We start from the raw sequence: 21,712 nt of genomic DNA, 5'->3' as shown, positions 1-21,712 counted from the left end.
CGCACATCCCAGGAGTGGGGACGCATCACGCCGAGGCGCTCGGTTGAACGATCGTGCGTCCATGCAGATGCCCATATGTCCTGGATGTGCGTCCCATACCCGGAAGATTTCGCTCCGCTCACGTCGATTCGCGACGAACGGTGACGGAGTGCATGCGTTATGTGATGTGCTGTGAACGGCGTCGGTGTACGGCGTCCCACAGCTTTCGGGGGACGAGGGAGGGGTGCGGGATGGGGGCGGAGCAGATCCGGCGATGGGAATCGGGTGCCCTCGCGCATGCCGTGAGCGACCCTTTCGGGCAGGGCCCGCTGCCCTGGCTTCGCGGCAGCGAGACCTACTTCGACGACACCGGTCAGGTGGTTCCCTGGTACGCCGACCCGGCCCTCGGCCGCGGCGGAACCGGCGGCGGCACGCGCACCGCCGACGACGTGCGCCGGCAGATCAAGGGGTTCGCGTCCCCCGGAGCGGCGGCACCCGGCGAGGCGATCGACTTCCACATCACCGTGGACCCACCCCAGCAGTTCTCCGTCGATGTCTACCGCATCGGGCACTACGCCGGCGACGGCGCCGCCAAGATCACCACGAGTCCGCGTCTCTCCGGCATCGTCCAGCCGCCGCCACTGACCGCCGAGCGGACGGTGTCCTGCCACCACTGGTGGCTCTCCTGGCGGCTCCAGATCCCCAGCTACTGGTCGGTCGGCGCGTACGTCGCGGTCCTCACCACCGCCGACGGATACCGCTCGCACGTCCCCTTCACGGTCCGCGACAACCACCCCGCCGATCTCCTGCTCCTGCTCCCGGACATCACCTGGCAGGCGTACAACCTCTACCCCGAGGACGGCCGTACGGGCGCGAGCCTCTACCACGCCTGGGACGAACAGGGCCGGCTGCTGGGTGAGGAGGACGCCGCCGTCACCATCTCCTTCGACCGTCCGTACGCGGGTGCCGGTCTGCCCCTCCACGTCGGCCACGCCTACGACTTCATCCGCTGGGCCGAGCGCTACGGCTACGACCTCGCGTACGCCGACGCACGCGATCTGCACGCCGGCCGCGTGGACCCCAGCCGGTACCGCGGCCTGGTCTTCCCCGGTCATGACGAGTACTGGTCGCTGCCCATGCGCCGTACCGCCGAGCTCGCCCGGGACACCGGCACCTCACTCGTCTTCCTCTCGGCCAACACCATGTACTGGCAGGTCGGCCTCGGGCCGTCCCCCTCCGGTGTCCCCGACCGCCTGCTCACCTGCCGCAAGCGGCGCGGCCCCGGAAAGCCCGCCCTGTGGCGCGAGGTGGACCGGGCCGAACAGCAGCTGCTGGGCATCCAGTACGCGGGCCGGGTCCCCGAACCCCACCCTCTGGTCGTACGGAACGCCGGGCACTGGCTCTGGGAGGCCACCGGCGCGGGCGAGGGCGACGAGATCGACGGTCTGGTGGCCGGTGAGGCCGACCGCTACTTCCCGCGTACGTCGCTGCCGGAGCACGAGAACCGCATGCTGCTCGCGCACTCCCCGTACGCCGACAGCGAGGGGGCCACCCGGCACCAGGAGACCTCGCTGTACCGCGCTCCTTCGGGGGCGCTGGTCTTCGCCTCGGGCACCTTCGCCTGGTCCCCCGCACTGGACCGGCCCGGCCACGTCGACACGAGGATCCAGCGGGCCACGGCCAACCTGCTCGACCGGATCTGCAAGCGCGACTGAGACGCAGGCCCGGCCCGAAGGACCGCAACGCCTGGCCGGGGCACGGGAGCGCAACGCAGGAACCCGCGCGACCGGGACGCGGGGCCACGGCCCGGGACCGAGAAGCGGAACCGCGCCCTTCCTCGGCCCCCGCCCACGGCGTACGAGTGGTCAACCGCCCGCGCTCGCCTCCAGCAGCCCCGACCTGGTCCACCTGGCGACCCCTGTCGGCGCGCTCTCCTCGCATGCGGGACAATCGGAACGACTCCTGGATCAACCTACGCGGAGGCAGCGTGTCCGGTTTCGTAGAAAAGCCCGAGCCCGTGCAGGTACCGGGGCTCACCCATCTGCACACCGGCAAGGTGCGCGACCTGTACAGGAACGAGGCGGGCGACCTCGTCATGGTCGCCAGCGACCGTATCTCCGCGTACGACTGGGTCCTGCCCACCGAGATCCCGGACAAGGGCCGCGTGCTCACCCAGCTGTCGCTGTGGTGGTTCGACAAGCTCGCCGATCTCGTCCCCAACCACGTCCTGTCGACGGAGCTTCCCGCCGGGGCACCCGCCGACTGGGCGGGCCGCACGCTGGTCTGCCGTTCGCTGCGGATGGTCCAGGTCGAGTGCGTGGCGCGCGGCTATCTCACGGGCTCCGGCCTGACCGAGTACAACGCGAACCGCACGGTCTGCGGTCTCGGCCTTCCCGAGGGCCTCGTCGACGGCTCCGAGCTGCCCGGGCCCATCTTCACCCCGGCCACCAAGGCGGCGGTGGGTGATCACGACGAGAACGTGTCGTACGAGGAGGTCGCCCGCGAGGTGGGCGCCGAGACGGCGGCCCTGCTGCGCAGGAAGACGCTGGACGTCTACGGCCGGGCCCGGGACATCGCCCGTGAGCGCGGGATCATCCTGGCCGACACGAAGTTCGAGTTCGGCTTCGCTCCCACCGCGGACGGCGGCGAGGAGCTGATCCTCGCGGACGAGGTGCTGACCCCGGACTCCTCGCGCTTCTGGCCGGCCGAGAGCTGGGAGCCGGGCAAGGCGCAGCCCTCGTACGACAAGCAGTTCGTGCGTGACTGGCTGACCTCTCCGGCCTCCGGCTGGGACCGGCACGGCGAGCAGCCGCCGCCGGCGCTGCCGCAGGAGATCGTCGACGCGACGCGGGCCAAGTACCTTGAGGCGTACGAGCTTCTGACCGGTCTCAGCTGGCCGGCCCAGGGGATGTGACGGAAGAAGGCCCCGGTCCTGAGGACCGGGGCCTTCTTGTGTGGAGCGAACGACGAGGTTCGAACTCGCGACCTCAACCTTGGCAAGGTTGCGCTCTACCAGCTGAGCTACGTTCGCATGCGCCGCAGCGCGCTGCCTACTATACCCAACCTCTCTCCCGCGCGAGACGCACTGCCGCATGACGGTTCTCGGCCCCGAGTTTGGAGACCGCCGCCGACAGGTAGTTGCGCACCGTGCCCTGCGACAGCGACGCCCGTGTGGCGATCTCGGCGACCGACGCACCGTCGGCGGCGAACTCCAGCACCTCGGCCTCCCGGGCGGTCAGCGGGGAGTCCCCGGCGGAGATGGCGTCGGCCGCCAACTCCGGGTCCACATAACGGTTTCCGGCGTGCACGGTGCGGATGATCTCCGCGAGGCGCCGGGCGCTGACCGTCTTCGGCACGAACGCCCGGACCCCCGCGGCGAGGGCCCGCTTGAGATGGCCGGGTCTGCCGTGGCTCGTCACGATCATGGTCCGGCAGCCGGGCAGTCCGGTGCGCAGGGATGTGGCGACCTTCACACCGTCCGCGCCGGGCATCTCCAGGTCGAGGACCGCCACGTCCGGTCGGTGCGCCAGCGCCATGGCGAGCGCCTCGGGACCGGTGGCCGCCTCGGCGACCAGCACGATGTCGTCCTCCAGCGCGAGCAGTGCGGCGAGCGCGCCCCGGATCAGGTGCTCGTCGTCGGCGAGCAGGACCCGCACGGGCTGTTGTCCTGTGGTCATGCGGCGGCCTCGTCGTCGTCGGTGGGGCGGCCGGGGGCGTGATCCTGTTCCGGCAGGGGCACCCGTGCCGTGAGCCGGAAGAAGTCCCCGGACGGATCGGTGCCCGCTTCGAGCGTGCCGTCGTGCGCGGCCAGCCGCTCCCGCAGCCCGGCCAGCCCGGTTCCGGGTGCGGCGCGGGGGCCGGCCTTCCCGCCCGTGACCGGGGCGGCCGGCCCGGGCACGCCGTCGTTCTGCACCATGAGGACAACCTCTTCCTGCCGCGCGTTCCCGCGCTTCTTCCTTCCGCCGGACCGGTCGGCCGTGGAGATGCGGATGACGCAGTTGCGGGGGTCACCGTGCCGCAGGACGTTCGTCGTCGCCTCCCGCACCACCCACCCCAGCGCGGACTGGAGCTCGGCGGGAAGCGCCGTGTCCCCGTCGTCGAGGCCGTGGACCACGCAGTCGATCCCGGCGGCCTTCAGGACGCTGAGCGCGCCCTCCAGTTCGGTGCGCAGGCTCGCCTCCCGGTATCCGCGGACGATGTCGCGGATCTCGCGCTGCGACTCCTGCGCGATCCGCTGCACCTCGGCCATCTGCGAAACGGCCTCCGGCCGTCCCCGTTCGGCGAGTTGGACGGCGAGTTCGCTCTTCAGAGCCATGACCGCCAGATTGCGCCCCATCACGTCGTGCATGTCACGCCCGAACCGCAGCCTCTCCTCCGCCACCGCGACCCGGGTCTGGAGTTCGCGGGCGGCGTCCAGCTGCCGTACGACACCGGCCAGCCAGGCCGAGAAGACGTAGGTGACGACGAACAGCGCACCCGCGCAGGCGACGCCGACGAAGTCGAGCCAGGTCTGGTGCCATCCCATGCCCAGCGCCGCCGTCGCCACGGCGGTGGCCGTCGCCGCGCCGAGCACCAGCCACACCCGCTCGCGGGTCGTGCGCAGACCGACGGAGAGGGCTCCCAGGCCGAAGGCGGAGACCCCCATCAGCAGCATGCCGAAGTCGTCCTCCTTGCTGACCGTCCCGGTGTCGAGGAGCAGGACGAGCATGAGGAGTGAGGCACCCGTCGCGACGGCGGAGGCCACCGTCAGCCGGACCGGGCGTTCCCGGTGTCCGAGCCGCCAGTCGAGGGCCCTGCAGGACAGCACGGCGCACAGGGCGGAGTGGACGAGGAACAGAAGGCACAGCCAGGCGCCCGAAGGCTGCCGGTCGTGGAGGAGCAGCGGCACGCCGAGCGCCCCGAATTCGAGACCCGCCATCGCCTGGAAGGTGGCGCGCGTGTAAAGCTCGACCTTGGCGGTGTCGCTTTTGGCGGACCGCCCGCCCCCGAAGCTCATTGCCCGATCCCATCGGCGTGTCTTCCCGGGGCTGCTGCCCGTCATCACCTCTGCCACGGTGTTCCCCGTCCTCACTCGGGCCTCCGCCCGATGTCGTGATCCGGCTCCGCCGACCCTGGCAGCGCCGTGCTCCCGCAGGGAGCCCTCCCTCAGCGCCGCGGGTCCCACCGGAACCACCGCTGGACAGCAAACACGGCCAGCGCCGTCCAGGCCAGCGCCGACAGCGCCGCGCCCAGGACGTCGTCGCCGGCTCCGGCGCCCAGCCAGCCGGCCCGTACGAGCGTCATCACGCCGGTCAGGGGCAGGAGTTCGCACAGCGACGCGGCCAGGCCGGGGAAGATCTCCAGGGGCAGGAAGAGCCCGGAGCCCAGCAACGAGACCATGAACAGCGGCAGGGTGGTGAGCTGGGCGGTCTGCACCGAGCGGGTCAGCGCGGACGTGGCCGCCGCGAGCGCCGCCATCAGCACGGCTCCGAGCAGCAACCCCGCCAGCAGCAGGTCGAACCGCTCGGGCGCCCCCAGATCGAAGGCGAGCCCGCCGACAACGATCATCAGCGCTGACTGCGCGAACGCGAGCAGCACGGAGGGGAGCGCGGTCCCCGTGAGGATCTCGCGGTCGGAGACCTCTCCTGTGCGGAGCCGCTTGAGTACGAGTTCCTCGCGGCGGGCCACGTAGGAGGCCACCAGGTTCATGTAGACGACCTGGAGCAGGACGATGCCGAGTCCGCCCGTCAGCGCGAGTCCGGCGACGGAGAGCCCTGTACCGCCGAGGTCGACCTGCTCGAGGGAGGACTTCATCGCGACGATCATCAGCAGAGGCATCAGCAGCGCCACGAACACCGCTGTCCTGTTGCGTACGAGGAGGGTCAGCTCCGCCCGTCCGAGGGCGGTCAGCCTTCCCGAAGCCGTGGTGCCCGTCATGCCGTCCCCACCCTTTCCGACGTTGCCGGGGTCTGTGCGATGTCGAGGAACGCCTCTTCCAGCGAGGCGGAGCGGGCATCGAGCTTCCGCAGGTCCACCTGCGACTCCTTGGCCCAGCACAGCAGTTCGTGCAGCGATTCCTGGAGCCGGTGGGTGCGGATGTCGATCCGCCGGCCGTCGGCCGCCGCTTTCAGGGACAGCGGGAGGCGGCCGGGCGGCACCCCCTCGGGCAGGTCGAAGCGGATGCGCGCGGGCCGCGCCGCCGTGACGTCGGCGATCGTGCCCGAGGTGACGATGCGGCCCTGGTGCATGATCGCCAGCCGGTCGGCGAGCGCCTCGGCCTCCTCCAGGTAGTGCGTGGTCAGCAGGACGGTGGTGCCGCCGTCCCGCAGCTCCCGCACCAGCCGCCAGGTGTCGCGTCTTCCCTCGGCGTCCAGCCCCGTCGTCGGTTCGTCGAGGAAGAGGACCTCGGGCCGGCCGAGCAGGGCCAGCGCCAGGTCGAGCCGGCGGCGCTCACCGCCGGAGAGCTGCTTGACCCGGACCCGCGCCCTCGGTGTGAGCCCGACCATGTCGAGGGCCTCGCCGGGCGGCCTCGCCCCGCTCGTGCACCCCGCCCACATCCGCAGCGTCTCGGCGACGGTCAGATCGGACGGGAAGCCGCCCTCCTGGAGCATCACCCCGGTCCTGGGCCGGACGGCCGCCCGTTCGCGGTACGGATCACGGCCGAGGACGCGCACCGTCCCGCCGTCCGGACGCGCCAGGCCCTCCAGGAGCTCGACGGTGGAGGTCTTCCCAGCGCCGTTCGTGCCGAGCAGGGCGAAGAGCTCACCGCGTGCCACCGAGAATGAGATCCCTCTCACTGCCTCGAATCCGCCCGCGTACCGCCGCCGGGCGGATTCTGCCTCGATGGCGGCGTCGGGGTCACCGGTTTTCGTGATCGGAATGTCGTCGCTGGTCATACCCCCAGACTTCCGCCGGGGCGCGGCCTGGGGCAGTGCTTGCTGTCATCACTGCGCATGACAAACGTCATGACCGGCAGCGGGAAACGTCAAAGGCCCCGGTCGATATCGACCGGGGCCTCTGAATCAAGAGCGGACGACCAGGTTCGAACTGGCGACCTCAACCTTGGCAAGGTTGCGCTCTACCAACTGAGCTACGTCCGCATTGCTGCCACTCGGCTTTCACCGGTGGAGCGCTCACTACTCTACCTGATCCACTGAGTGGATCGGTAAGGCAGTGCAGAGCGGGTGACAGGAATTGCACACTGCGCCTTCCCCCTGGAAGGGGGATGTTCTACTACTGAACTACACCCGCACGCTGCGTCGGACCCGGCTTTTCGGCCTTGCCCTTCGGCGTGCTCCAGACTCTAGCCGACCTGCAGGGGTGTTGTGCAAGTCGGCTCTCCGGGGCGTTGCTCGGGGGGTCTGGCGGAGAGGGAACCGGAAGGGGGCATTCCGGGCGCTGCCCTCAACTCGCGGCCTGGAACGCCTCGTAGACCTTCTTGGGGATGCGGCCGCGGGCCGGCACCTCCATCCGGTGCGAGCGGGCCCAGGCGCGTACAGCCGCTGGGTCCGGTGCGAGGGAGGTGTGGTGGTACGAGACGGGGGGTCTGCCACGCTTGCCGGTATTTGTCTGCTTTCGGCCGGCGGCCACGTACGGGGCCAGCGTCTTGCGCAGTTTCTTTGCGTTGGCGGGATTGAGATCGATCTCGTACGACTTCCCGTCCAGGGCGAAGGTGACCGTTTCCGCCGCTTCTCCCCCGTCGATGTCGTCGGAGAGCGTGACCACTACGCGCTGAGCCACGGATATCGGTCCTTTCCTACGGCATCGTCGCGTCTGGCATGCGTTGATGCCGGCCTTCGGGCGGCTGGGCGGATACGGATCGACTGGTGTCGACTGTTCCGGGGCAATCGTGCTTTCCCCGGTATTCATTTGTACAGCGGCAGGAGCCGCATTGTGAAGCCCGGTCAATTACATCAGCGTGTTGCCTCCGCGTGCCCCTGCGCAATGCGGCCGAAGATTTTTTTCCTGAACTTTTCCTGTGCGTTGTCTGCGTCCGTTATCACGGCGTGATCGGGTCCGCCCGATATCTACCCGCGTAGAATTTCCGGCCAGGTACGCTGATAGGACCCGCGGGGATCTGGGGAACCCCTCGGAGACACAGCCGCACCACACCACCGGGAGTGCCAGTGGCACGCGTCGTAGTCGACGTCATGCTCAAGCCGGAGATCCTCGACCCGCAGGGACAGGCTGTGCAGCGCGCACTGCCCCGTCTCGGCTTCGACGGAATCGCGGACGTTCGTCAGGGAAAGCGTTTCGAGCTCGAGGTCGAGGGGCCGGTCGACGATGCCGCCCTCGCCCGTATTAACGAGATCGCCGAGACCTTCCTCGCCAACACCGTCATCGAGGACTTCACCGTCAAGGTGGAGGAGGAGAAGTGACCACCCGTATCGGCGTCGTCACTTTTCCCGGCACGCTCGACGACCAGGACAGCCTGAGGGCCGTACGGATCGCGGGCGCCGAGCCCGTATCCCTCTGGCACCGTGACAAGGACCTCCACCAGGTCGACGCGGTGATCCTGGCGGGCGGATTCAGTTACGGCGACTATCTGCGCGCCGGCGCCATCTCGCGTTTCTCGCCCGTGATGGAGACCGTCATCGAGCAGGCGAAGGCCGGTCTGCCGGTCCTCGGCATCTGCAACGGCTTCCAGATCCTGACCGAGGCACACCTGCTGCCCGGCGCGATGCTGCGCAACAACCACCTCCACTTCATCTGCCGCGACCAGAAGCTGCGGGTGGAGAACGCGGAGACGGCCTGGACCTCCGACTACTCGGCCGGCCAGGAGATCTCCGTACCGCTGAAGAACGTGGACGGCCGGTACACCGCCGACGAGCGCACGCTCGACGAGCTGGAGGCCGAGGGCCGCGTCGCCTTCCGTTACGCCGACGTCAACCCCAACGGCTCGCTGCGCGACATCGCCGGCATCACCAACGCCGCGGGCAACGTCGTCGGTCTGATGCCGCACCCGGAGCACGCCGTCGAGCCGCTGATCGGCACCGGTCGCACCGACGGCCTGGGTTTCTTCACCTCGATCATCAAGAAGCTGGTCAACGCATGAGCCTGGACACGGTCAAGCACGCGGCCGAGACCCCGGACGCCGCGCAGCCCTGGAAGGAGCTCGGCCTCAAGGAGGACGAGTACGCCAGGATCCGCGAGATCCTGGGCCGCCGCCCCACCGGCGCCGAGCTCGCCATGTACTCCGTGATGTGGTCCGAGCACTGCTCCTACAAGAGCAGCAAGGTCCACCTCAAGCAGTTCGGCGAGAAGGTCCCCGCCAACGACGCGATGCTCGTCGGCATCGGCGAGAACGCCGGTGTGGTCGACGTAGGCCAGGGTTACGCGGCCACCTTCAAGGTCGAGTCGCACAACCACCCCTCGTACATCGAGCCCTACCAGGGCGCGGCGACCGGCGTCGGCGGCATCGTCCGCGACATCCTCGCCATGGGTGCCCGTCCGGTCGCGGTCGTCGACCCGCTGCGCTTCGGTGCGGCCGACCACCCCGACACCCGGCGCGTCCTGCCCGGCGTCGTCGCGGGTATCGGTGGCTACGGCAACTGCCTCGGCCTGCCGAACATCGGCGGCGAGGTCGTCTTCGACGCCTGCTACCAGGGCAACCCGCTCGTCAACGCCGGCTGCATCGGCGTGATGAAGCACGAGGACATCCACCTCGCCCAGGCCTCCGGCCCCGGCAACAAGGTGATCCTTTACGGCGCCCGCACCGGCGGCGACGGCATCGGCGGTGTCTCGGTGCTGGCCTCGGAGACCTTCGAGTCGACCGGGCCCGCGAAGCGCCCGGCCGTCCAGGTCGGTGACCCTTTCCAGGAGAAGCTCCTCATCGAGTGCACCCTGGAGATCTTCAAGGAGAAGCTCGTCGCGGGCATTCAGGACCTCGGCGGCGCCGGGCTCTCCTGTGCCACGAGCGAGCTGGCCTCCGCGGGTTCCGGCGGCATGCGCGTCGAGCTGGACACCGTGCCGCTGCGCGACTCCTCCCTCTCGCCCGAGGAAATCCTCATGAGCGAGTCGCAGGAGCGCATGTGCGCGATCGTCGAGCCGCAGCACGTGGACCGCTTCCTGGAGATCTGCGAGAAGTGGGACGTCATCGCCACCGTCATCGGTGAGGTGACCGAGGGCTCGCAGCTGGAGATCTTCTGGCACGGCGAGCAGATCGTGGACGTACCCCCGCGGTCCGTCGCCCACGAGGGCCCGACGTACCACCGGCCGTTCGCCCGCCCGTCCTGGCAGGACGCGCTGCAGGCCGACGACGCCGGCAAGCTGGCCCGCCCGGCTGACGGCGCCGAGCTGCGCGAGCAGGTCCTCAAGCTGGTCAGCTCCCCGAACCAGGCCTCCAAGTCCTGGATCACCGACCAGTACGACCGCTTCGTGCAGGGCAACACCGTGCTCGCGATGCCCGAGGACGCCGGCATGGTCCGGATCGACGAGGAGTCGAACCTGGGCGTGGCGATGGCGACGGACGGCAACGGCCGGTACGCCAAGCTCGACCCGTACACGGGCGCGCAGCTGGCGCTCGCGGAGTCGTACCGCAACGTCGCCGCCTCCGGTGCCAAGCCGCTGGCGATCTCGGACTGCCTGAACTTCGGTTCGCCCGAGGACCCGGACGTCATGTGGCAGTTCGCCGAGGCCACGCGTGGCCTCGCGGACGGCTGCCTGGAGCTGGGCACCCCGGTCACCGGCGGCAACGTCTCGCTGTACAACCAGACCGGGGAGACGGCGATCCACCCGACGCCGGTCGTCGCGGTGCTCGGCGTGATCGACGACGTCACCCGGCGTACGCCGGTCGCCTTCGCCGAAGAGGGCCAGCTGCTCTACCTCCTGGGTGAGACCCGCGAGGAGTTCGGCGGCTCGGCATGGTCGGAGGTCATCCACCAGCACCTCGGCGGCATGCCGCCGAAGGTGGACCTGGGCCGCGAGAAGCTGCTCGGCGAGATCCTCATCTCGGCCTCGCGTGACGGCATGATCGACGCGGCGCACGACCTCTCCGACGGCGGCCTGATCCAGGCGGTCACCGAGTCCTGCCTGCGCGGCGGGAAGGGTGCCCGGCTGGTCGTGCCGGACGGTCTGGACGCGTTCACCTTCCTGTTCTCGGAGTCGGCGGGCCGCGCGGTCGTCTCGATCCCGCGCAGCGAGGAGCTCCGCTTCAACGACATGTGCGGGGCGCGGGGTCTGCCCGTGACCCGGATCGGTGTCGTGGACGGCGAGGAGATCGAGATCCAGGGCGAGTTCAGCATCCCGCTGAGCGAGCTGCACGAGGCGCACGAGGGGACCCTGAAGGGTCTGTTCGCCTGATTTCCGCCTTTCCGAAGCCCCCGTCCGGGTCGACCGGGCGGGGGCTTCGGCGTTCTCACCGAAAACCGTTGATGGATGTTACGTAATTACGTAAGGTTGTGTTCTGTGGAACTCGAGGAACGCGTCGCCGAGCTGGAACGCCGGCTGGCCGCGCTGGAGCGGGCGGCGGACGCCGGACCTCCGAGCCTGGGCGACGGTGACTTCTGGGCGCTGGACGGGCTGAAGGACCAGCTCGGACAGGTCGGGGAGGCCGCGGCCGACGGAGGCGTGCTGTTCACGGGCGCGGTGAGGCTGCCGGCCGGTGAGCGGTACGAGTGGCAGTACGGCGCGCTGACAGCGGGGCTCCTCGGCCAGGAGGGGGACCGCACCGACTGGTCGGAGGCCGCCGAGCCGCTCGCCGCGCTGGGGCACCCGGTCCGGCTGCGCCTGCTCCGCGAGATCCTCGGCGGCCGCCGCACGGCGGCCGAGCTGGCCGAGCTGGAGGAGACGGGCACGACCGGCCAGATCTACCACCATCTGCGCCTGCTGACCGCGGCGGGCTGGCTGCACACGACCGGGCGCGGACGCTACGAGGTGGCCGGCACCCGGGTGGTGCCCCTGCTGGTGGTCCTCACGGCCGCCCGGCCCTGAGGAGCCCGTCGGCCCTGCGGAGCCCGACCAGCACGAACGAGCCGACCGTCACGCGACCAACACCAACGACCCGACCAGCGCCCACGACCTGACCGAAACGAATGAGGGGGACGTCATGTCCGCACGCAAAGCCGCGATGGTCCTGTACCGCTGTTGCTGGATCGCCTTCGTCGCGCTGGTGGTCGTCACGTCCTTCACGGGGCCGCTGGACCCGTTCGCCCTGGTGTTCCTGCCGGCGGGTGCGGCCCTGGTCATCGGTCTCGTCGTGAGCCGTGCCGGCGGCCGGGCCGGGGCGCACCCCCGGCCCGCCGTGGAGGTCGGTCCGCCGGTGGCGGGCCGCTGGACCGCTCTCAACAGCCCCGCCGACAAAGTGCCCAGCCACGGCACGCACGCATACGGGCAGTCGTACGCGATCGACATCGTCGCCGAACCGGAGGGAGAGAGCCGCCCGCCGTTCCGGTGGCTGTGGCCCGTCGTCCGGCCCAACCGCGACTTCCCGGCCTTCGGCGCCCCGCTCCTCGCGGTGGCGGACGCCACCGTGGTGCACGCGAGCGACGGGCAGCGCGATCACCTCAGCCGGAACTCGGGTCCCGCGCTCGCCTATCTCATGCTGATCGAGGCGGCTGTCCGGGATCTGGCCGGTGCGAGCCGGATCTGCGGCAACCGTGTCGTGCTCGACCTCGGTGACGGGACGTACGCCGCGTACGCCCACGTCCGGCGCGGTTCGCTCCTCGTGCGGGCGGGGGACTCCGTGCGGGCCGGCCAGCAGATCGCGCGGTGCGGGAACTCGGGCAACTCCACCGAACCGCATGTGCACTTCCAGCTGATGGACCACCCGGACCTCGACACCGCACGGGGAATCCCCTTCACCTGGCGGGGCATCGGCGTACCCGCCGGAGGAGAGACGTTCACGGCCGATGAGGCTGTCAGTACCGGCTGTTAGCTTGGGACCGTTGCGTGCGGTGTGTACGGGGGGACGACGATGGATGATCTACGCGGTCCGCGACCGGCGGAGCCACCAGAGCTTTCGCCGGGGCGCGAACGATGGCGCGGAGCCGCGAACAAGCTGCTGTGCGTGCTCGCCGTGGCGGGCATCGGCCTGAGCCTCTGGGTCTTCGTGCAGGAGGTCATCGACCTCCGGGACCGGGCCGAGAGCCGTGAGCGCATCACCGAGGCGTGCGGTGGTCTCATCGACCCCGACCCGGTCCTCGGGCTGAACGGCGGCGGGATCGACCGGGTCAAGCTCTCCGACGAACACGAGGCCGACCTCGGCGAGCGCTCCAGCGGCTGTCTCGTCTACCGGGTCGGCGACCCGGGCACGACCTACGGGCACTTCTCCATGGCCGTGCTCCGGCGTTCGGCCGAGCCGGACGCCGAGGAGACCGCACAGGACCGGACCGAGATCGACGAGCAGAGCGACGAGCCGTTCCGCCGTCCTTACGGCGACGAGAAGAGCTCGCCCGGCCCCGTGGTGAGTCACGCCCTCCCGCACCCGCTCGGCGACGGCGCGCTGGGCGAGTACGACGAGTACAAGGTGACGGCACGGGCGGTCTGCGAGAAGGGCGGGAAGGTCTCCTCGATAGAGGTCTCCGCCGTCGCCCAGTACGACGAACCCGTCACGGCCGAGGACCGGCGCACGCTGGCCGGCCTGGCACGCCAGGGCGTGGACCGGGCCGCGGACCGCACCGGCTGCCGGGCGGACCTGCCCGGGCTTCCGGCCGAGCTCGCCGAGCCCGAGATGAAGTTCGGGGCGGCGGCGAGCACCGGCGGCACCTGCGACTGGTACCGGCGCTTCCTGGCCCGGGAGGAGCGTGGCCGGCTTCCGGACCGCGCGCTGGCCGCTCCGGCGGGGAAGGCGAGCGACCACGACGCCTGTGTGCTGGCGGTCGGGGAGAAGGAGACCCGCAGGATCTATCCCGGTTTCGTGAGGACCTCGGACTACCCGCAGTCGCTGGAGGACGTGCTGAGGTACCTCCCCTGGTGGGTGAAGACCGAGACGTACGTCGGCGACGGGACGCGAGGGCTGCGGACCGACCACTTCAAGCAGCCGACCGAGCTCACCCCGGGCACGGCGGGCACCGACTCCGACCAGACCTGGTGGGCGTCCTCCGTCTGCGGCGGCCGGCCGGCCGTGCATGTGCTGTGGGTGACCTATCCGTACGACCGCATAGCCGCCGGCCGGCTGGAATCGCTGTTCCGGGCGTACGTCGACGATGTGACCGAGCGCCGGGGCTGCACCGATGTCGTCCTCCCCGAGGCGAAGGACTTCGCCAGGAGCTGACCCCCGGACGGAGCGTCCGCACTGGCCGGGGGCGGCCGGGCTGTCGGAGGGACCGGTTAGTCTCGCCCCCATGCCACCGGCCAAGAAGCGCACCCGTTCGTACGACTTCTCCAGGACCCGGACCGCTGTCCTGGCCCAGTTCGCCCATGTACAGGACGCCGTCCGCGCCCTGACGCCCGAACAGCTCGCACTGCCGGGGCCGGGCGATTGGACGGTGCGGGAGCTCGCGGCACACCTGACGACGGTCCTGGAGCGGGTCAGCAGGTCGATGGAGCTCCCGGCTCCGGCCGGTGGGCCCAAGCCGGAGATCACCCTGCTCCAGTGGCCGTCCTCCACCGCCCGGAACGCCGCCGGGATCGCAGGCTTCACCCAGGCGCTCGCCGCTGACCGGCCCGACCTGGACGCCCTCTACGAGGAGACGGCTGCCCGGTTCGCGGAGCTGGTGCCTGCCGAGGGCTCCGAGCGGCTGGTGGCGACCAGCGCGGGGGCGATGCGGCTGGGCGACGTCCTGGTGACCCGCACCGTCGAGCTCGTCGTCCACACCGACGACCTCCACTGGGCGACCGGCCTCGACATCCCGTACGACCGTCAGGCACTCGCCGCCTGCACCCGGCTGCTCGCCGACGCGCTGGCGGACAAGGCGCCCGGCGGCTCGGTCGAAGTGCGCGTCCCGCCCTTCGCCGTCGTCCAGTGCATCGGCGGCCCCAAGCACACCCGTGGCACGCCGCCCAATGTCGTGGAGACCGACCCGCTCACCTGGATCCGGCTCGCCACCGGTCGTACGGGGTGGACACAGGCTCTCGAATCAGCGCAGGTCAGGGCGAGCGGTGAGCGGGCCGAACTCGCCCATCTGCTCCCGCTGATGGGCTGAGGGGAACCGGATCGACCGCTCGATCCGTCCCAGGGCCATGCGCGAACAACGTATGGCCGTCAGCGTCCTGGCCCTCCTCACCCTTGCCGCCTGCGGTACGGATCCGGGCTCCGGAGCAGGCTCAGGGGACTCCGGGGACGGCAGCGGCACCGTACGGAACGAGGCGTCGGTGACCGGTGTCCACTGGACCGTGTCCTCCCTGACCGTCGGCGGGAGGACGACTCCCGCTCCCGCCGCGGCCCACGTCTCGATCGACTCCGCGGGGAAGGCCACAGGCAACCTGGGCTGCAACCGCTTCACCGCCGACGTGAGTGTCGAGGGCGACCACGTCACCGTCGGGCCGGGCACGACCACCGAGATGGGCTGCGAGAAGGATGTGCAGCAGTTCGAAAAGGCGCTGGGGGCTGCCTTCAGCGGGAAGCTGAAGGCAGCCGTGGCGGGCAGCGGTGACGAGAGGACACTGACGCTGACCACGGCGCAGGGCGACTCCATCGCCCTCACCTCCGAGCCCCCGGCCCCGCTCACCGGCACGGCCTGGAAGGTCACCGGACTGACCTCGGCCGGCCTCGCCGCCTCCCTGCCCGCCGGTACGGAGGACAAGGCGCACCTCACCTTCGGCAAGGACGGCTCGGTCGAGGGCAGCCTCGGCTGCAACTCCTTCCACGCGAAGGCGGCGGTCGCCGGGTCCACCATCACCTTCGGCCCGCTCTCCTCCACCCGGAAGATGTGCCCGGGCCCGCGGATGAAGCTGGAGCGCGCGCTGATGGGCGTACTGGAGGGGAGGACGACGTACACGATCGCCCACCGCTCCCTCGCGCTCACCGCGCAGAGCGGCGAGGGCCTCCACGCGTCGGCCCCGGCGGCCGGGAGCTGACCGCCGGGAGCTGACCGCCGGGAGCGCGACGGCCGCGCCTCAGGAACCCGTCGGATAGGGGAGCAGACCGGCGTTCGTCCTCTCCCACGCGGCCTTCAGCTCGGCCAGCAGCTCCGGCTCGGCATCCGCCCGGTCCGCCTGCTCACGCTGATCATCGGCCAGCTGGAAGAGCTGGTCGGCGCCGTTCTTCCCCCTGTAGTACTTCCAGTCACCGCGGCGCAGCGCACGCTCACCGCGGATGCGCCAGAACAGGTCGCGCTCCTTCGGCTTCTCGTCCCGCAGCAGGTATCCGGCGAGGCTGACGCCGTCCAGCGGATAGGCCGGGTCCGGTCGCGCGCCTCCGAGCTCCAGCAGGGTCGCCGTCCAGTCGGGCGAGAACACGGGGAGGTCGCTGACCTGGTGGCCGTCGATGCGCGCCGGCCAGCGCAGCACCGAGGGGACCCGGATGCCGCCTTCCTGGAGCGAGCTCTTGTTGCCGGACAGCGGCCAGTTGTAGGAGAAGCGCTCACCGCCGTTGTCGCTGGCGAAGAAGACCAGGGTGTCCTCCTCCTGGCCCGAGCGCTTCAGTGCCTTCAGCACCTGACCGACCGAGCGGTCCAGGTCCTCGACCATCTCGGTGTACTTCTCGACCGAGCCGCCGTCGGAGTTCCAGAGCGCGGAGCGGTCGCCGGCCTTGATCCGGCGGACGATCTCGGCGGAGGCCTCCGTGTCCCCGTCGGCGATCCACGGCCAGTGCGGGGTGGTGAAGTTCAGATTGAGCAGCCAGGGCTTCTCGTGGTCACGCTGTACGTAGTCGCTCGCCCGTTCCGTCAGGACCCGGGTGTAGTAGCGGAGGTCCTTGTACTCGGCGTCGCCCTCGTACAGGTCGTACTCACCGCCGAGGCCGAGCTTCGAGTAGTACTCCAGCGCTCCGCCGAAGTTCCCGAAGAACTCGTCCCAGCCCGACTTGGTCGGGCTGTAGTCCGGCAGGTAGCCGCAGTGCCACTTGCCGATCAGCGCGGTCGAGTAGCCGGCGCCGCGCAGCAGGGAGGCCAGGGTCGGGTGGGTCGGCTCGAGTCCCACCGATCTGTCGGCGATGGGCTCGGCGAGCCCGCCCTTCGTACGGCCCGGGAAACGGCCGGTGTAGAGGCTGAAACGGGTGGGGGAGCAGGTCGCGGACCCCGAGTAGGCGTCGGTGAACCGAACCCCTTGGCGCGCGAGGGCGTCCAGGTTCGGTGTGCGGATGTGCGGGGCCCCGTACGAGGAGAGGTCCGCCCAGCCGAGGTCGTCGCCGAGGATGAACAGGATGTTGGGACGGCGCGCGTGCTTGCCGCGTGCGGCGCGGAACGGCTTCTCCCGGGCCGTGCTCCCGGACTCCGCCGCGGCTGCCGGGGCCGCGGCGGCCTGTATCCCTACGGCCGCGGTTGCGGCGGTCGCACCGACGGCGGTGGTGAAGGCACGGCGGCTCAGGGAGGCGCCGGAAGGCTCATCCGCACTGGTGCTCGAATTTGCAGAGGTCATGAGGTCTCCTGGGCAGGCCTCGTACGCCGGTCGGGCCGGCGTACGAGGAGGGGAACGAGACGGGAACCGCGACGGACGGCTACGCAGGGAGCAGCGGCCGGACGTCAGGGTGGAAAGAGCAGCAGCGGAGCTGAGGCCCTGACCCGGAAGAGGGAAGCTCTCGGGAGAAGAAGGCCCCGGAAGGCGGATCCCCGCGGAAGTCCGGCGGCAGTTCCGGGCGAGCCTCACGGCTGCTCGGTGGTGGAACGGGATGTCCGGCGGGGGCCCACGGACAGGGCCGAGGCGTCAGGGATGCGGCAGGCTCAGGCGTGGCGACAGATGGCGCTCGACACACGTCCCAGATCGACGTGGCGGCGCTCCACGAGCGTGACCGAATGATCACCGAGGGGCTGCATGGGGCAGGAGCCTGCCAAGAGCCCCTTGGCCTGTCAACGCCGGTCTCGAACTGCGGACAAGAGCCGTCCGGCGACAGAACGCCACCTTCCTTGCCTGAACCCGGTCCCTAAGCGGTCGGCGCTCCGAGGCATCCGGAACCGCTGGCCGTGGCGTCCTTCGAACCTTCGGCCCGTCCTCCCGCCCGGCTCCCGGGCCCGAACACCCGGGCCCCCGGGCTCGAACACCCCGGCTTCCGGAGTCTCGAAGCAGCCCGCAGAGCTTTTCCCGGAGATCCTTCGATGTGAGGCTCGCCACGAAACGAGCGTTCGGCCAGCACCCGGGCCGCGACGCGCCCCGGCTCACCGAGTGCCACGAGAGAGGCCCGCGTGGGCGCGATCCCGCCACCGGCCCGGACCCGCCGGTAACCGCCGTCCGTCCCGGCATCAACTGCCCTGTGAGGGTCCCCGGGCCCCGGAGGGGAGCCGGTCATGATCACCCGGAGTGACCGATCGACGCCACCTGGAACCGCTGCGGAAACCGCCCCGGCGGCCGGGTCCCACCGGCCGGTGCACCCCTGCGGGGCGGTCACCCAATTCGGACCGGTGGTCGATCTCGCCTACACTCGGTGCCGTGCCTCGTGGTGATGGACGACTCAACCACGACCTGCTCCCCGGAGAGAAAGGCCCCCAGGACGCTTGCGGCGTCTACGGTGTCTGGGCTCCGGGCGAAGAGGTCGCCAAGCTCACCTATTTCGGACTGTATGCCCTGCAGCACCGTGGACAGGAGTCCGCGGGCATCGCAGTGAGCAACGGGTCCCAGATCCTGGTCTTCAAGGACATGGGACTGGTCTCGCAGGTCTTCGACGAAACGTCTCTGGGATCGCTCCAGGGCCATATCGCGGTCGGTCATGCCCGCTACTCCACCACCGGTGCCTCGGTGTGGGAGAACGCGCAGCCGACGTTCCGTGCCACCGCGCACGGCTCGATCGCGCTGGGTCACAACGGCAACCTGGTCAACACGGCCCAGCTCGCCGAGATGGTCGCCGACCTCCCCCGCAAGGACGGCCGCGCCACCCAGGTCGCGGCGACCAACGACACCGATCTGGTGACCGCTCTGCTCGCCGGTCAGCGGGACGAGAACGACAAGCCGCTCACCATCGAGGAGGCCGCCGCAAAGGTGCTCCCCGAGGTCAAGGGCGCCTTCTCGCTCGTCTTCATGGATGAGCACACCCTCTACGCCGCCCGTGACCCGCAGGGCATCCGCCCGCTGGTCCTCGGCCGGCTGGAGCGTGGCTGGGTGGTGGCCTCCGAGTCCGCCGCCCTCGACATCTGCGGTGCCAGCTACGTCCGGGAGATCGAGCCCGGGGAGCTCGTCGCCATCGACGAGAACGGCCTGCGCACCTCTCGCTTCGCAGAAGCGAAGCCCAAGGGCTGCGTCTTCGAGTACGTCTACCTGGCCCGCCCCGACACCGACATCGCCGGGCGCAACGTCTACCTCTCCCGGGTGGAGATGGGCCGGAAGCTGGCGGCCGAGGCCCCCGTCGAGGCCGATCTGGTCATAGCGACGCCGGAATCGGGAACCCCCGCGGCCATCGGCTACGCCGAGGCGAGCGGAATTCCGTTCGGGGCCGGACTGGTCAAGAACGCCTACGTCGGCCGGACCTTCATCCAGCCCTCGCAGACCATCCGTCAGCTGGGCATCCGCCTCAAGCTGAATCCGCTCAAGGAAGTCATCAAGGGCAAGCGCCTGGTCGTGGTGGACGACTCGATCGTCCGCGGCAACACCCAGCGTGCCCTGGTGAGGATGCTCCGCGAGGCGGGCGCCGCCGAGATCCACATCCGGATCTCCTCCCCGCCGGTGAAGTGGCCCTGCTTCTTCGGGATCGACTTCGCGACGCGCGCCGAGCTGATCGCCAACGGCATGTCCGTCGACGAGATCTCCACGTCCATGGGTGCCGACTCGCTCGCGTACATCTCCCTCGACGCGATGGTCGAGGCGACGACGATCGCCAAGCCGAACCTGTGCCGTGCCTGCTTCGACGGCGAATACCCGATGGAGCTGCCGGACCCGGAGCTGCTCGGCAAGCAGCTGCTGGAGACCGAGCTGGCGGCCGGCCCCGCCGCCACCGCGGCGGCCGACGCGCTGCGTCGTCCGTGACCCGGACCGGCCGGCTTCCCCACCAGCCCCGTATTCCCACACGAAAGATCCCGGGCCATGTCTGAGACAACAGGTGCTTCCTACGCTGCGGCGGGCGTCGACATCGAAGCCGGTGACCGCGCCGTCGAGCTGATGAAGGAGTGGGTGAAGAAGACGCAGCGCCCCGAGGTCGCCGGCCTCGGTGGTCTCGGCGGGTTCGCCGGCCTCTTCGACGCCTCGGCGCTCAAGCGTTACGAGCGTCCGCTGCTCGCCTCCGCGACGGACGGCGTCGGCACCAAGGTCGACCTGGCCCGGCAGATGGGCGTGTACGACACGATCGGGCACGACCTGGTCGGCATGGTCGTCGACGACCTGGTCGTCTGCGGCGCGGAGCCGCTCTTCATGACCGACTACATCTGTGTCGGCAAGGTGCATCCCGAGCGTGTCGCGGCCATCGTGAAGGGCATCGCCGAGGGCTGTGTCCTGGCGGGCTGCGCTCTGGTCGGCGGCGAGACGGCCGAACACCCGGGCCTGCTGGGTCCGGACGACTTCGACGTCGCGGGCGCCGGTACGGGTGTGGTCGAGGCCGACCGCCTCCTGGGCCCGGACCGTATCCGTAAGGGTGACGCCGTGATCGCGATGGCGTCGTCCGGTCTTCACTCCAACGGGTACTCGCTCGTCCGCCACGTGGTCTTCGACCGCGCCGGCTGGACCCTGGACCGCCAGGTCGAGGAGTTCGGCAGGACGCTCGGCGAGGAGCTCCTGGAGCCCACCAGGATCTACTCCCTGGACTGCCTCGCGCTGACCCGCACGACCGAGGTGCACGGCTTCAGCCACGTCACCGGCGGCGGTCTGGCCAACAACCTGGCCCGGGTGATCCCGGACGGGCTGCACGCCACCGTCGACCGTGCCACCTGGACGCCCGGCGCCGTCTTCGACCTGGTCGGCAAGGCCGGACAGGTCGAGCAGCTGGAGCTCGAGAAGACGCTCAACATGGGCGTCGGCATGATCGCGATCGTTCCGGCCGACTCGGTGGACGCGGCACTGACCACGCTGGCCGACCGGGGTGTCGACTCCTGGGTCGCCGGCGAGATCACGGACCGCGGCGACCACGCCACGGGCGCCGCTCTGACCGGCAGCTACGCACGGTAGGACCCCGTCACGCCGGGCCCGGTGCACCACCGGTCCCGGCGGCGGCCCGGACGGCCGTACGGAGGTCAGGCGGGCCACGTACCGGCCGCTCCGCACCTGGACAGCACAGAACCCGGTCCGGGCAGGCCCGGACCGGGTTGATGTGTCAGCGCGAGGTCAAGCGCCGCGGCGCTGTGACGACGGACCGGACTGGTCGTCCTCGTCCGCGTCCTCGTCGTCGTTGTACAGATCCGCGTACTGTGCGTACGGGTCATCTTCCTCGTCGTCGTCCTCGAACGGCTCGGCGTTCGGTGGTTGACTCGAAGGCGATGCGCCCAGCTCATTGGCCAGACGCGACAGGTCAGTCCCGCCGCTGCTGTACTTCAGCTGGCGGGCGACCTTGGTCTGCTTGGCCTTTGCCCGGCCGCGCCCCATGGCTCGACCCCCTCGGTGACGGGGCTCGACGGCCCCAGAGTCTTGACACGCGTTCATGTTTCAGGACGGACTCTCGGCTGAGAGACCGCGCCCGTGGCTTTAACGGTACCTGCTTCCTCGGCCATACGGTACGCCGCCCGCATCACGCGCCTCCGTGCAGGACCGCAGAGGAGCCCGTCCTCGCTGGTCAAGCCCGATTTTAACCTCTTGTGGACGGCCG

The 21,712-nt window shown here is 70.3% G+C and carries 20 protein-coding genes and 3 tRNA genes; 12 read left to right on the top strand and 11 right to left on the bottom strand.

Translation table 11 applies throughout. The features are described 5' to 3' along the window. The first annotated feature begins 230 nt into the window (after window positions 1-230). Entirely contained in the window at window positions 231-1,694 is a 1,464-nt protein-coding gene (locus tag ABZY45_RS20310) for a N,N-dimethylformamidase beta subunit family domain-containing protein (protein WP_356741731.1), read from the top strand. Between the two features lie 272 nt (window positions 1,695-1,966). After that, window positions 1,967-2,893, top strand: coding sequence for a phosphoribosylaminoimidazolesuccinocarboxamide synthase (locus tag ABZY45_RS20305; protein ID WP_356741729.1), 927 nt, complete (start codon window positions 1,967-1,969; stop codon window positions 2,891-2,893). Window positions 2,894-2,934: 41 nt separating this feature from the next. On the opposite strand, the gene ABZY45_RS20300 is transcribed toward ABZY45_RS20305, so the two are convergent. The 8 genes from ABZY45_RS20300 to ABZY45_RS20265 form a co-directional block, all read right to left on the bottom strand. Then, window positions 2,935-3,010: transfer RNA gene (locus ABZY45_RS20300), tRNA-Gly, on the bottom strand. A 22-nt stretch (window positions 3,011-3,032) separates the two neighbouring features. Then, a complete protein-coding gene (locus ABZY45_RS20295) occupies window positions 3,033-3,656 on the bottom strand; it encodes a response regulator transcription factor (protein ID WP_356741727.1) in 624 nt (207 codons plus the stop codon). After that, on the bottom strand, window positions 3,653-4,975 hold the full coding sequence (locus tag ABZY45_RS20290; RefSeq protein WP_356741725.1) for a histidine kinase: 1,323 nt from the start codon (window positions 4,973-4,975) through the stop codon (window positions 3,653-3,655). Before ABZY45_RS20290 ends, ABZY45_RS20295 begins: the two co-directional genes overlap by 4 nt. A 149-nt stretch (window positions 4,976-5,124) precedes the next feature. After that, window positions 5,125-5,895 carry an ABC transporter permease gene (locus tag ABZY45_RS20285; RefSeq protein WP_356741724.1) on the bottom strand — a complete coding sequence of 257 codons (771 nt, stop codon included), beginning with the start codon at window positions 5,893-5,895 and terminating at the stop codon, window positions 5,125-5,127. Then, window positions 5,892-6,854, bottom strand: a complete 963-nt coding sequence (locus ABZY45_RS20280; RefSeq protein ID WP_356741722.1) for an ABC transporter ATP-binding protein — start codon at window positions 6,852-6,854, stop codon at window positions 5,892-5,894. Before ABZY45_RS20280 ends, ABZY45_RS20285 begins: the two co-directional genes overlap by 4 nt. 131 nt (window positions 6,855-6,985) lie before the next feature. After that, a tRNA-Gly gene (locus tag ABZY45_RS20275) sits at window positions 6,986-7,058 on the bottom strand. Between the two features lie 79 nt (window positions 7,059-7,137). After that, window positions 7,138-7,209 (bottom strand) — tRNA-Gly (locus ABZY45_RS20270). 153 nt (window positions 7,210-7,362) lie between these two features. Beyond that, window positions 7,363-7,698 carry an Lsr2 family protein gene (locus ABZY45_RS20265; protein WP_356741720.1) on the bottom strand — a complete coding sequence of 112 codons (336 nt, stop codon included), beginning with the start codon at window positions 7,696-7,698 and terminating at the stop codon, window positions 7,363-7,365. Between the two features lie 386 nt (window positions 7,699-8,084). Here ABZY45_RS20265 and purS point away from each other — a divergent pair, with 386 nt between their 5' ends. From purS to ABZY45_RS20225, 8 genes are all read left to right on the top strand, one after another. Then, window positions 8,085-8,336, top strand: a complete 252-nt coding sequence (gene purS, locus ABZY45_RS20260) for a phosphoribosylformylglycinamidine synthase subunit PurS (protein ID WP_099173088.1) — start codon at window positions 8,085-8,087, stop codon at window positions 8,334-8,336. Then, window positions 8,333-9,013, top strand: coding sequence for a phosphoribosylformylglycinamidine synthase subunit PurQ (gene purQ, locus ABZY45_RS20255; RefSeq protein ID WP_356741719.1), 681 nt, complete (start codon window positions 8,333-8,335; stop codon window positions 9,011-9,013). Before purS ends, purQ begins: the two co-directional genes overlap by 4 nt. Continuing rightward, the gene (gene purL / locus ABZY45_RS20250) at window positions 9,010-11,259 is read left to right on the top strand and encodes a phosphoribosylformylglycinamidine synthase subunit PurL (protein WP_356741718.1); all 2,250 of its coding nucleotides are present in this window, start codon (window positions 9,010-9,012) and stop codon (window positions 11,257-11,259) included. The genes purQ and purL overlap by 4 nt, the downstream gene beginning before the upstream one ends. A gap of 105 nt (window positions 11,260-11,364) precedes the next feature. Next, window positions 11,365-11,889, top strand: coding sequence for a helix-turn-helix domain-containing protein (locus tag ABZY45_RS20245; RefSeq protein ID WP_356741717.1), 525 nt, complete (start codon window positions 11,365-11,367; stop codon window positions 11,887-11,889). Window positions 11,890-12,004: 115 nt separating this feature from the next. Beyond that, window positions 12,005-12,832 (top strand): M23 family metallopeptidase, encoded by an 828-nt coding sequence (locus tag ABZY45_RS20240; protein WP_356741715.1) that lies wholly within the window; start codon window positions 12,005-12,007, stop codon window positions 12,830-12,832. 132 nt (window positions 12,833-12,964) lie between these two features. Beyond that, entirely contained in the window at window positions 12,965-14,170 is a 1,206-nt protein-coding gene (locus ABZY45_RS20235) for a hypothetical protein (RefSeq protein WP_356741714.1), read from the top strand. Window positions 14,171-14,240: 70 nt separating this feature from the next. Further along, the gene (locus ABZY45_RS20230) at window positions 14,241-15,041 is read left to right on the top strand and encodes a sterol carrier family protein (RefSeq protein ID WP_356741712.1); all 801 of its coding nucleotides are present in this window, start codon (window positions 14,241-14,243) and stop codon (window positions 15,039-15,041) included. Window positions 15,042-15,078: 37 nt separating this feature from the next. Then, a complete protein-coding gene (locus tag ABZY45_RS20225; RefSeq protein WP_356741710.1) occupies window positions 15,079-15,915 on the top strand; it encodes an META domain-containing protein in 837 nt (278 codons plus the stop codon). Window positions 15,916-15,954: 39 nt separating this feature from the next. Here ABZY45_RS20225 and ABZY45_RS20220 read toward each other — a convergent pair whose 3' ends face one another. Next, window positions 15,955-17,415, bottom strand: coding sequence for a sulfatase-like hydrolase/transferase (locus ABZY45_RS20220; RefSeq protein WP_356741708.1), 1,461 nt, complete (start codon window positions 17,413-17,415; stop codon window positions 15,955-15,957). A 302-nt stretch (window positions 17,416-17,717) separates the two neighbouring features. Continuing rightward, window positions 17,718-17,810, bottom strand: a complete 93-nt coding sequence (locus tag ABZY45_RS20215; RefSeq protein ID WP_356741706.1) for a putative leader peptide — start codon at window positions 17,808-17,810, stop codon at window positions 17,718-17,720. Window positions 17,811-18,420: 610 nt separating this feature from the next. On the opposite strand from ABZY45_RS20215, the gene purF reads away from it, so the two are divergent. Together purF and purM are read left to right on the top strand one after the other, a co-directional pair. Then, window positions 18,421-19,947 (top strand): amidophosphoribosyltransferase, encoded by a 1,527-nt coding sequence (gene purF / locus ABZY45_RS20210; RefSeq protein ID WP_356741704.1) that lies wholly within the window; start codon window positions 18,421-18,423, stop codon window positions 19,945-19,947. Window positions 19,948-20,004: 57 nt separating this feature from the next. Then, window positions 20,005-21,078, top strand: coding sequence for a phosphoribosylformylglycinamidine cyclo-ligase (gene purM / locus ABZY45_RS20205; RefSeq protein WP_356741702.1), 1,074 nt, complete (start codon window positions 20,005-20,007; stop codon window positions 21,076-21,078). 156 nt (window positions 21,079-21,234) lie between these two features. On the opposite strand, the gene ABZY45_RS20200 is transcribed toward purM, so the two are convergent. After that, on the bottom strand, window positions 21,235-21,492 hold the full coding sequence (locus ABZY45_RS20200) for a DUF3073 domain-containing protein (protein ID WP_014155056.1): 258 nt from the start codon (window positions 21,490-21,492) through the stop codon (window positions 21,235-21,237). Window positions 21,493-21,712: the final 220 nt, after the last annotated feature.

Source organism: Streptomyces sp. NPDC006516 (assembly GCF_040611875.1).
Lineage (GTDB): Bacteria > Actinomycetota > Actinomycetes > Streptomycetales > Streptomycetaceae > Streptomyces.
This window is presented reverse-complemented; position numbering and strand designations above follow the sequence as displayed.

Bases quoted from the DNA above. Each gene is read 5' to 3' on its own strand.
- ABZY45_RS20310 (WP_356741731.1), top strand. From the start codon at position 231: ATGGGGGCGGAGCAGATCCGGCGATGGGAATCGGGTGCCCTCGCGCAT.
- ABZY45_RS20295 (WP_356741727.1), bottom strand. From the start codon at position 3,656: ATGACCACAGGACAACAGCCCGTGCGGGTCCTGCTCGCCGACGACGAG.
- ABZY45_RS20290 (WP_356741725.1), bottom strand. From the start codon at position 4,975: ATGAGCTTCGGGGGCGGGCGGTCCGCCAAAAGCGACACCGCCAAGGTC.
- ABZY45_RS20285 (WP_356741724.1), bottom strand. From the start codon at position 5,895: ATGACGGGCACCACGGCTTCGGGAAGGCTGACCGCCCTCGGACGGGCG.
- ABZY45_RS20280 (WP_356741722.1), bottom strand. From the start codon at position 6,854: ATGACCAGCGACGACATTCCGATCACGAAAACCGGTGACCCCGACGCC.
- purL (WP_356741718.1), top strand. From the start codon at position 9,010: ATGAGCCTGGACACGGTCAAGCACGCGGCCGAGACCCCGGACGCCGCG.
- ABZY45_RS20240 (WP_356741715.1), top strand. From the start codon at position 12,005: ATGTCCGCACGCAAAGCCGCGATGGTCCTGTACCGCTGTTGCTGGATC.
- ABZY45_RS20230 (WP_356741712.1), top strand. From the start codon at position 14,241: ATGCCACCGGCCAAGAAGCGCACCCGTTCGTACGACTTCTCCAGGACC.
- ABZY45_RS20225 (WP_356741710.1), top strand. From the start codon at position 15,079: ATGCGCGAACAACGTATGGCCGTCAGCGTCCTGGCCCTCCTCACCCTT.
- ABZY45_RS20220 (WP_356741708.1), bottom strand. From the start codon at position 17,415: ATGACCTCTGCAAATTCGAGCACCAGTGCGGATGAGCCTTCCGGCGCC.
- ABZY45_RS20215 (WP_356741706.1), bottom strand. From the start codon at position 17,810: ATGCAGCCCCTCGGTGATCATTCGGTCACGCTCGTGGAGCGCCGCCAC.
- purM (WP_356741702.1), top strand. From the start codon at position 20,005: ATGTCTGAGACAACAGGTGCTTCCTACGCTGCGGCGGGCGTCGACATC.
- ABZY45_RS20200 (WP_014155056.1), bottom strand. From the start codon at position 21,492: ATGGGGCGCGGCCGGGCAAAGGCCAAGCAGACCAAGGTCGCCCGCCAG.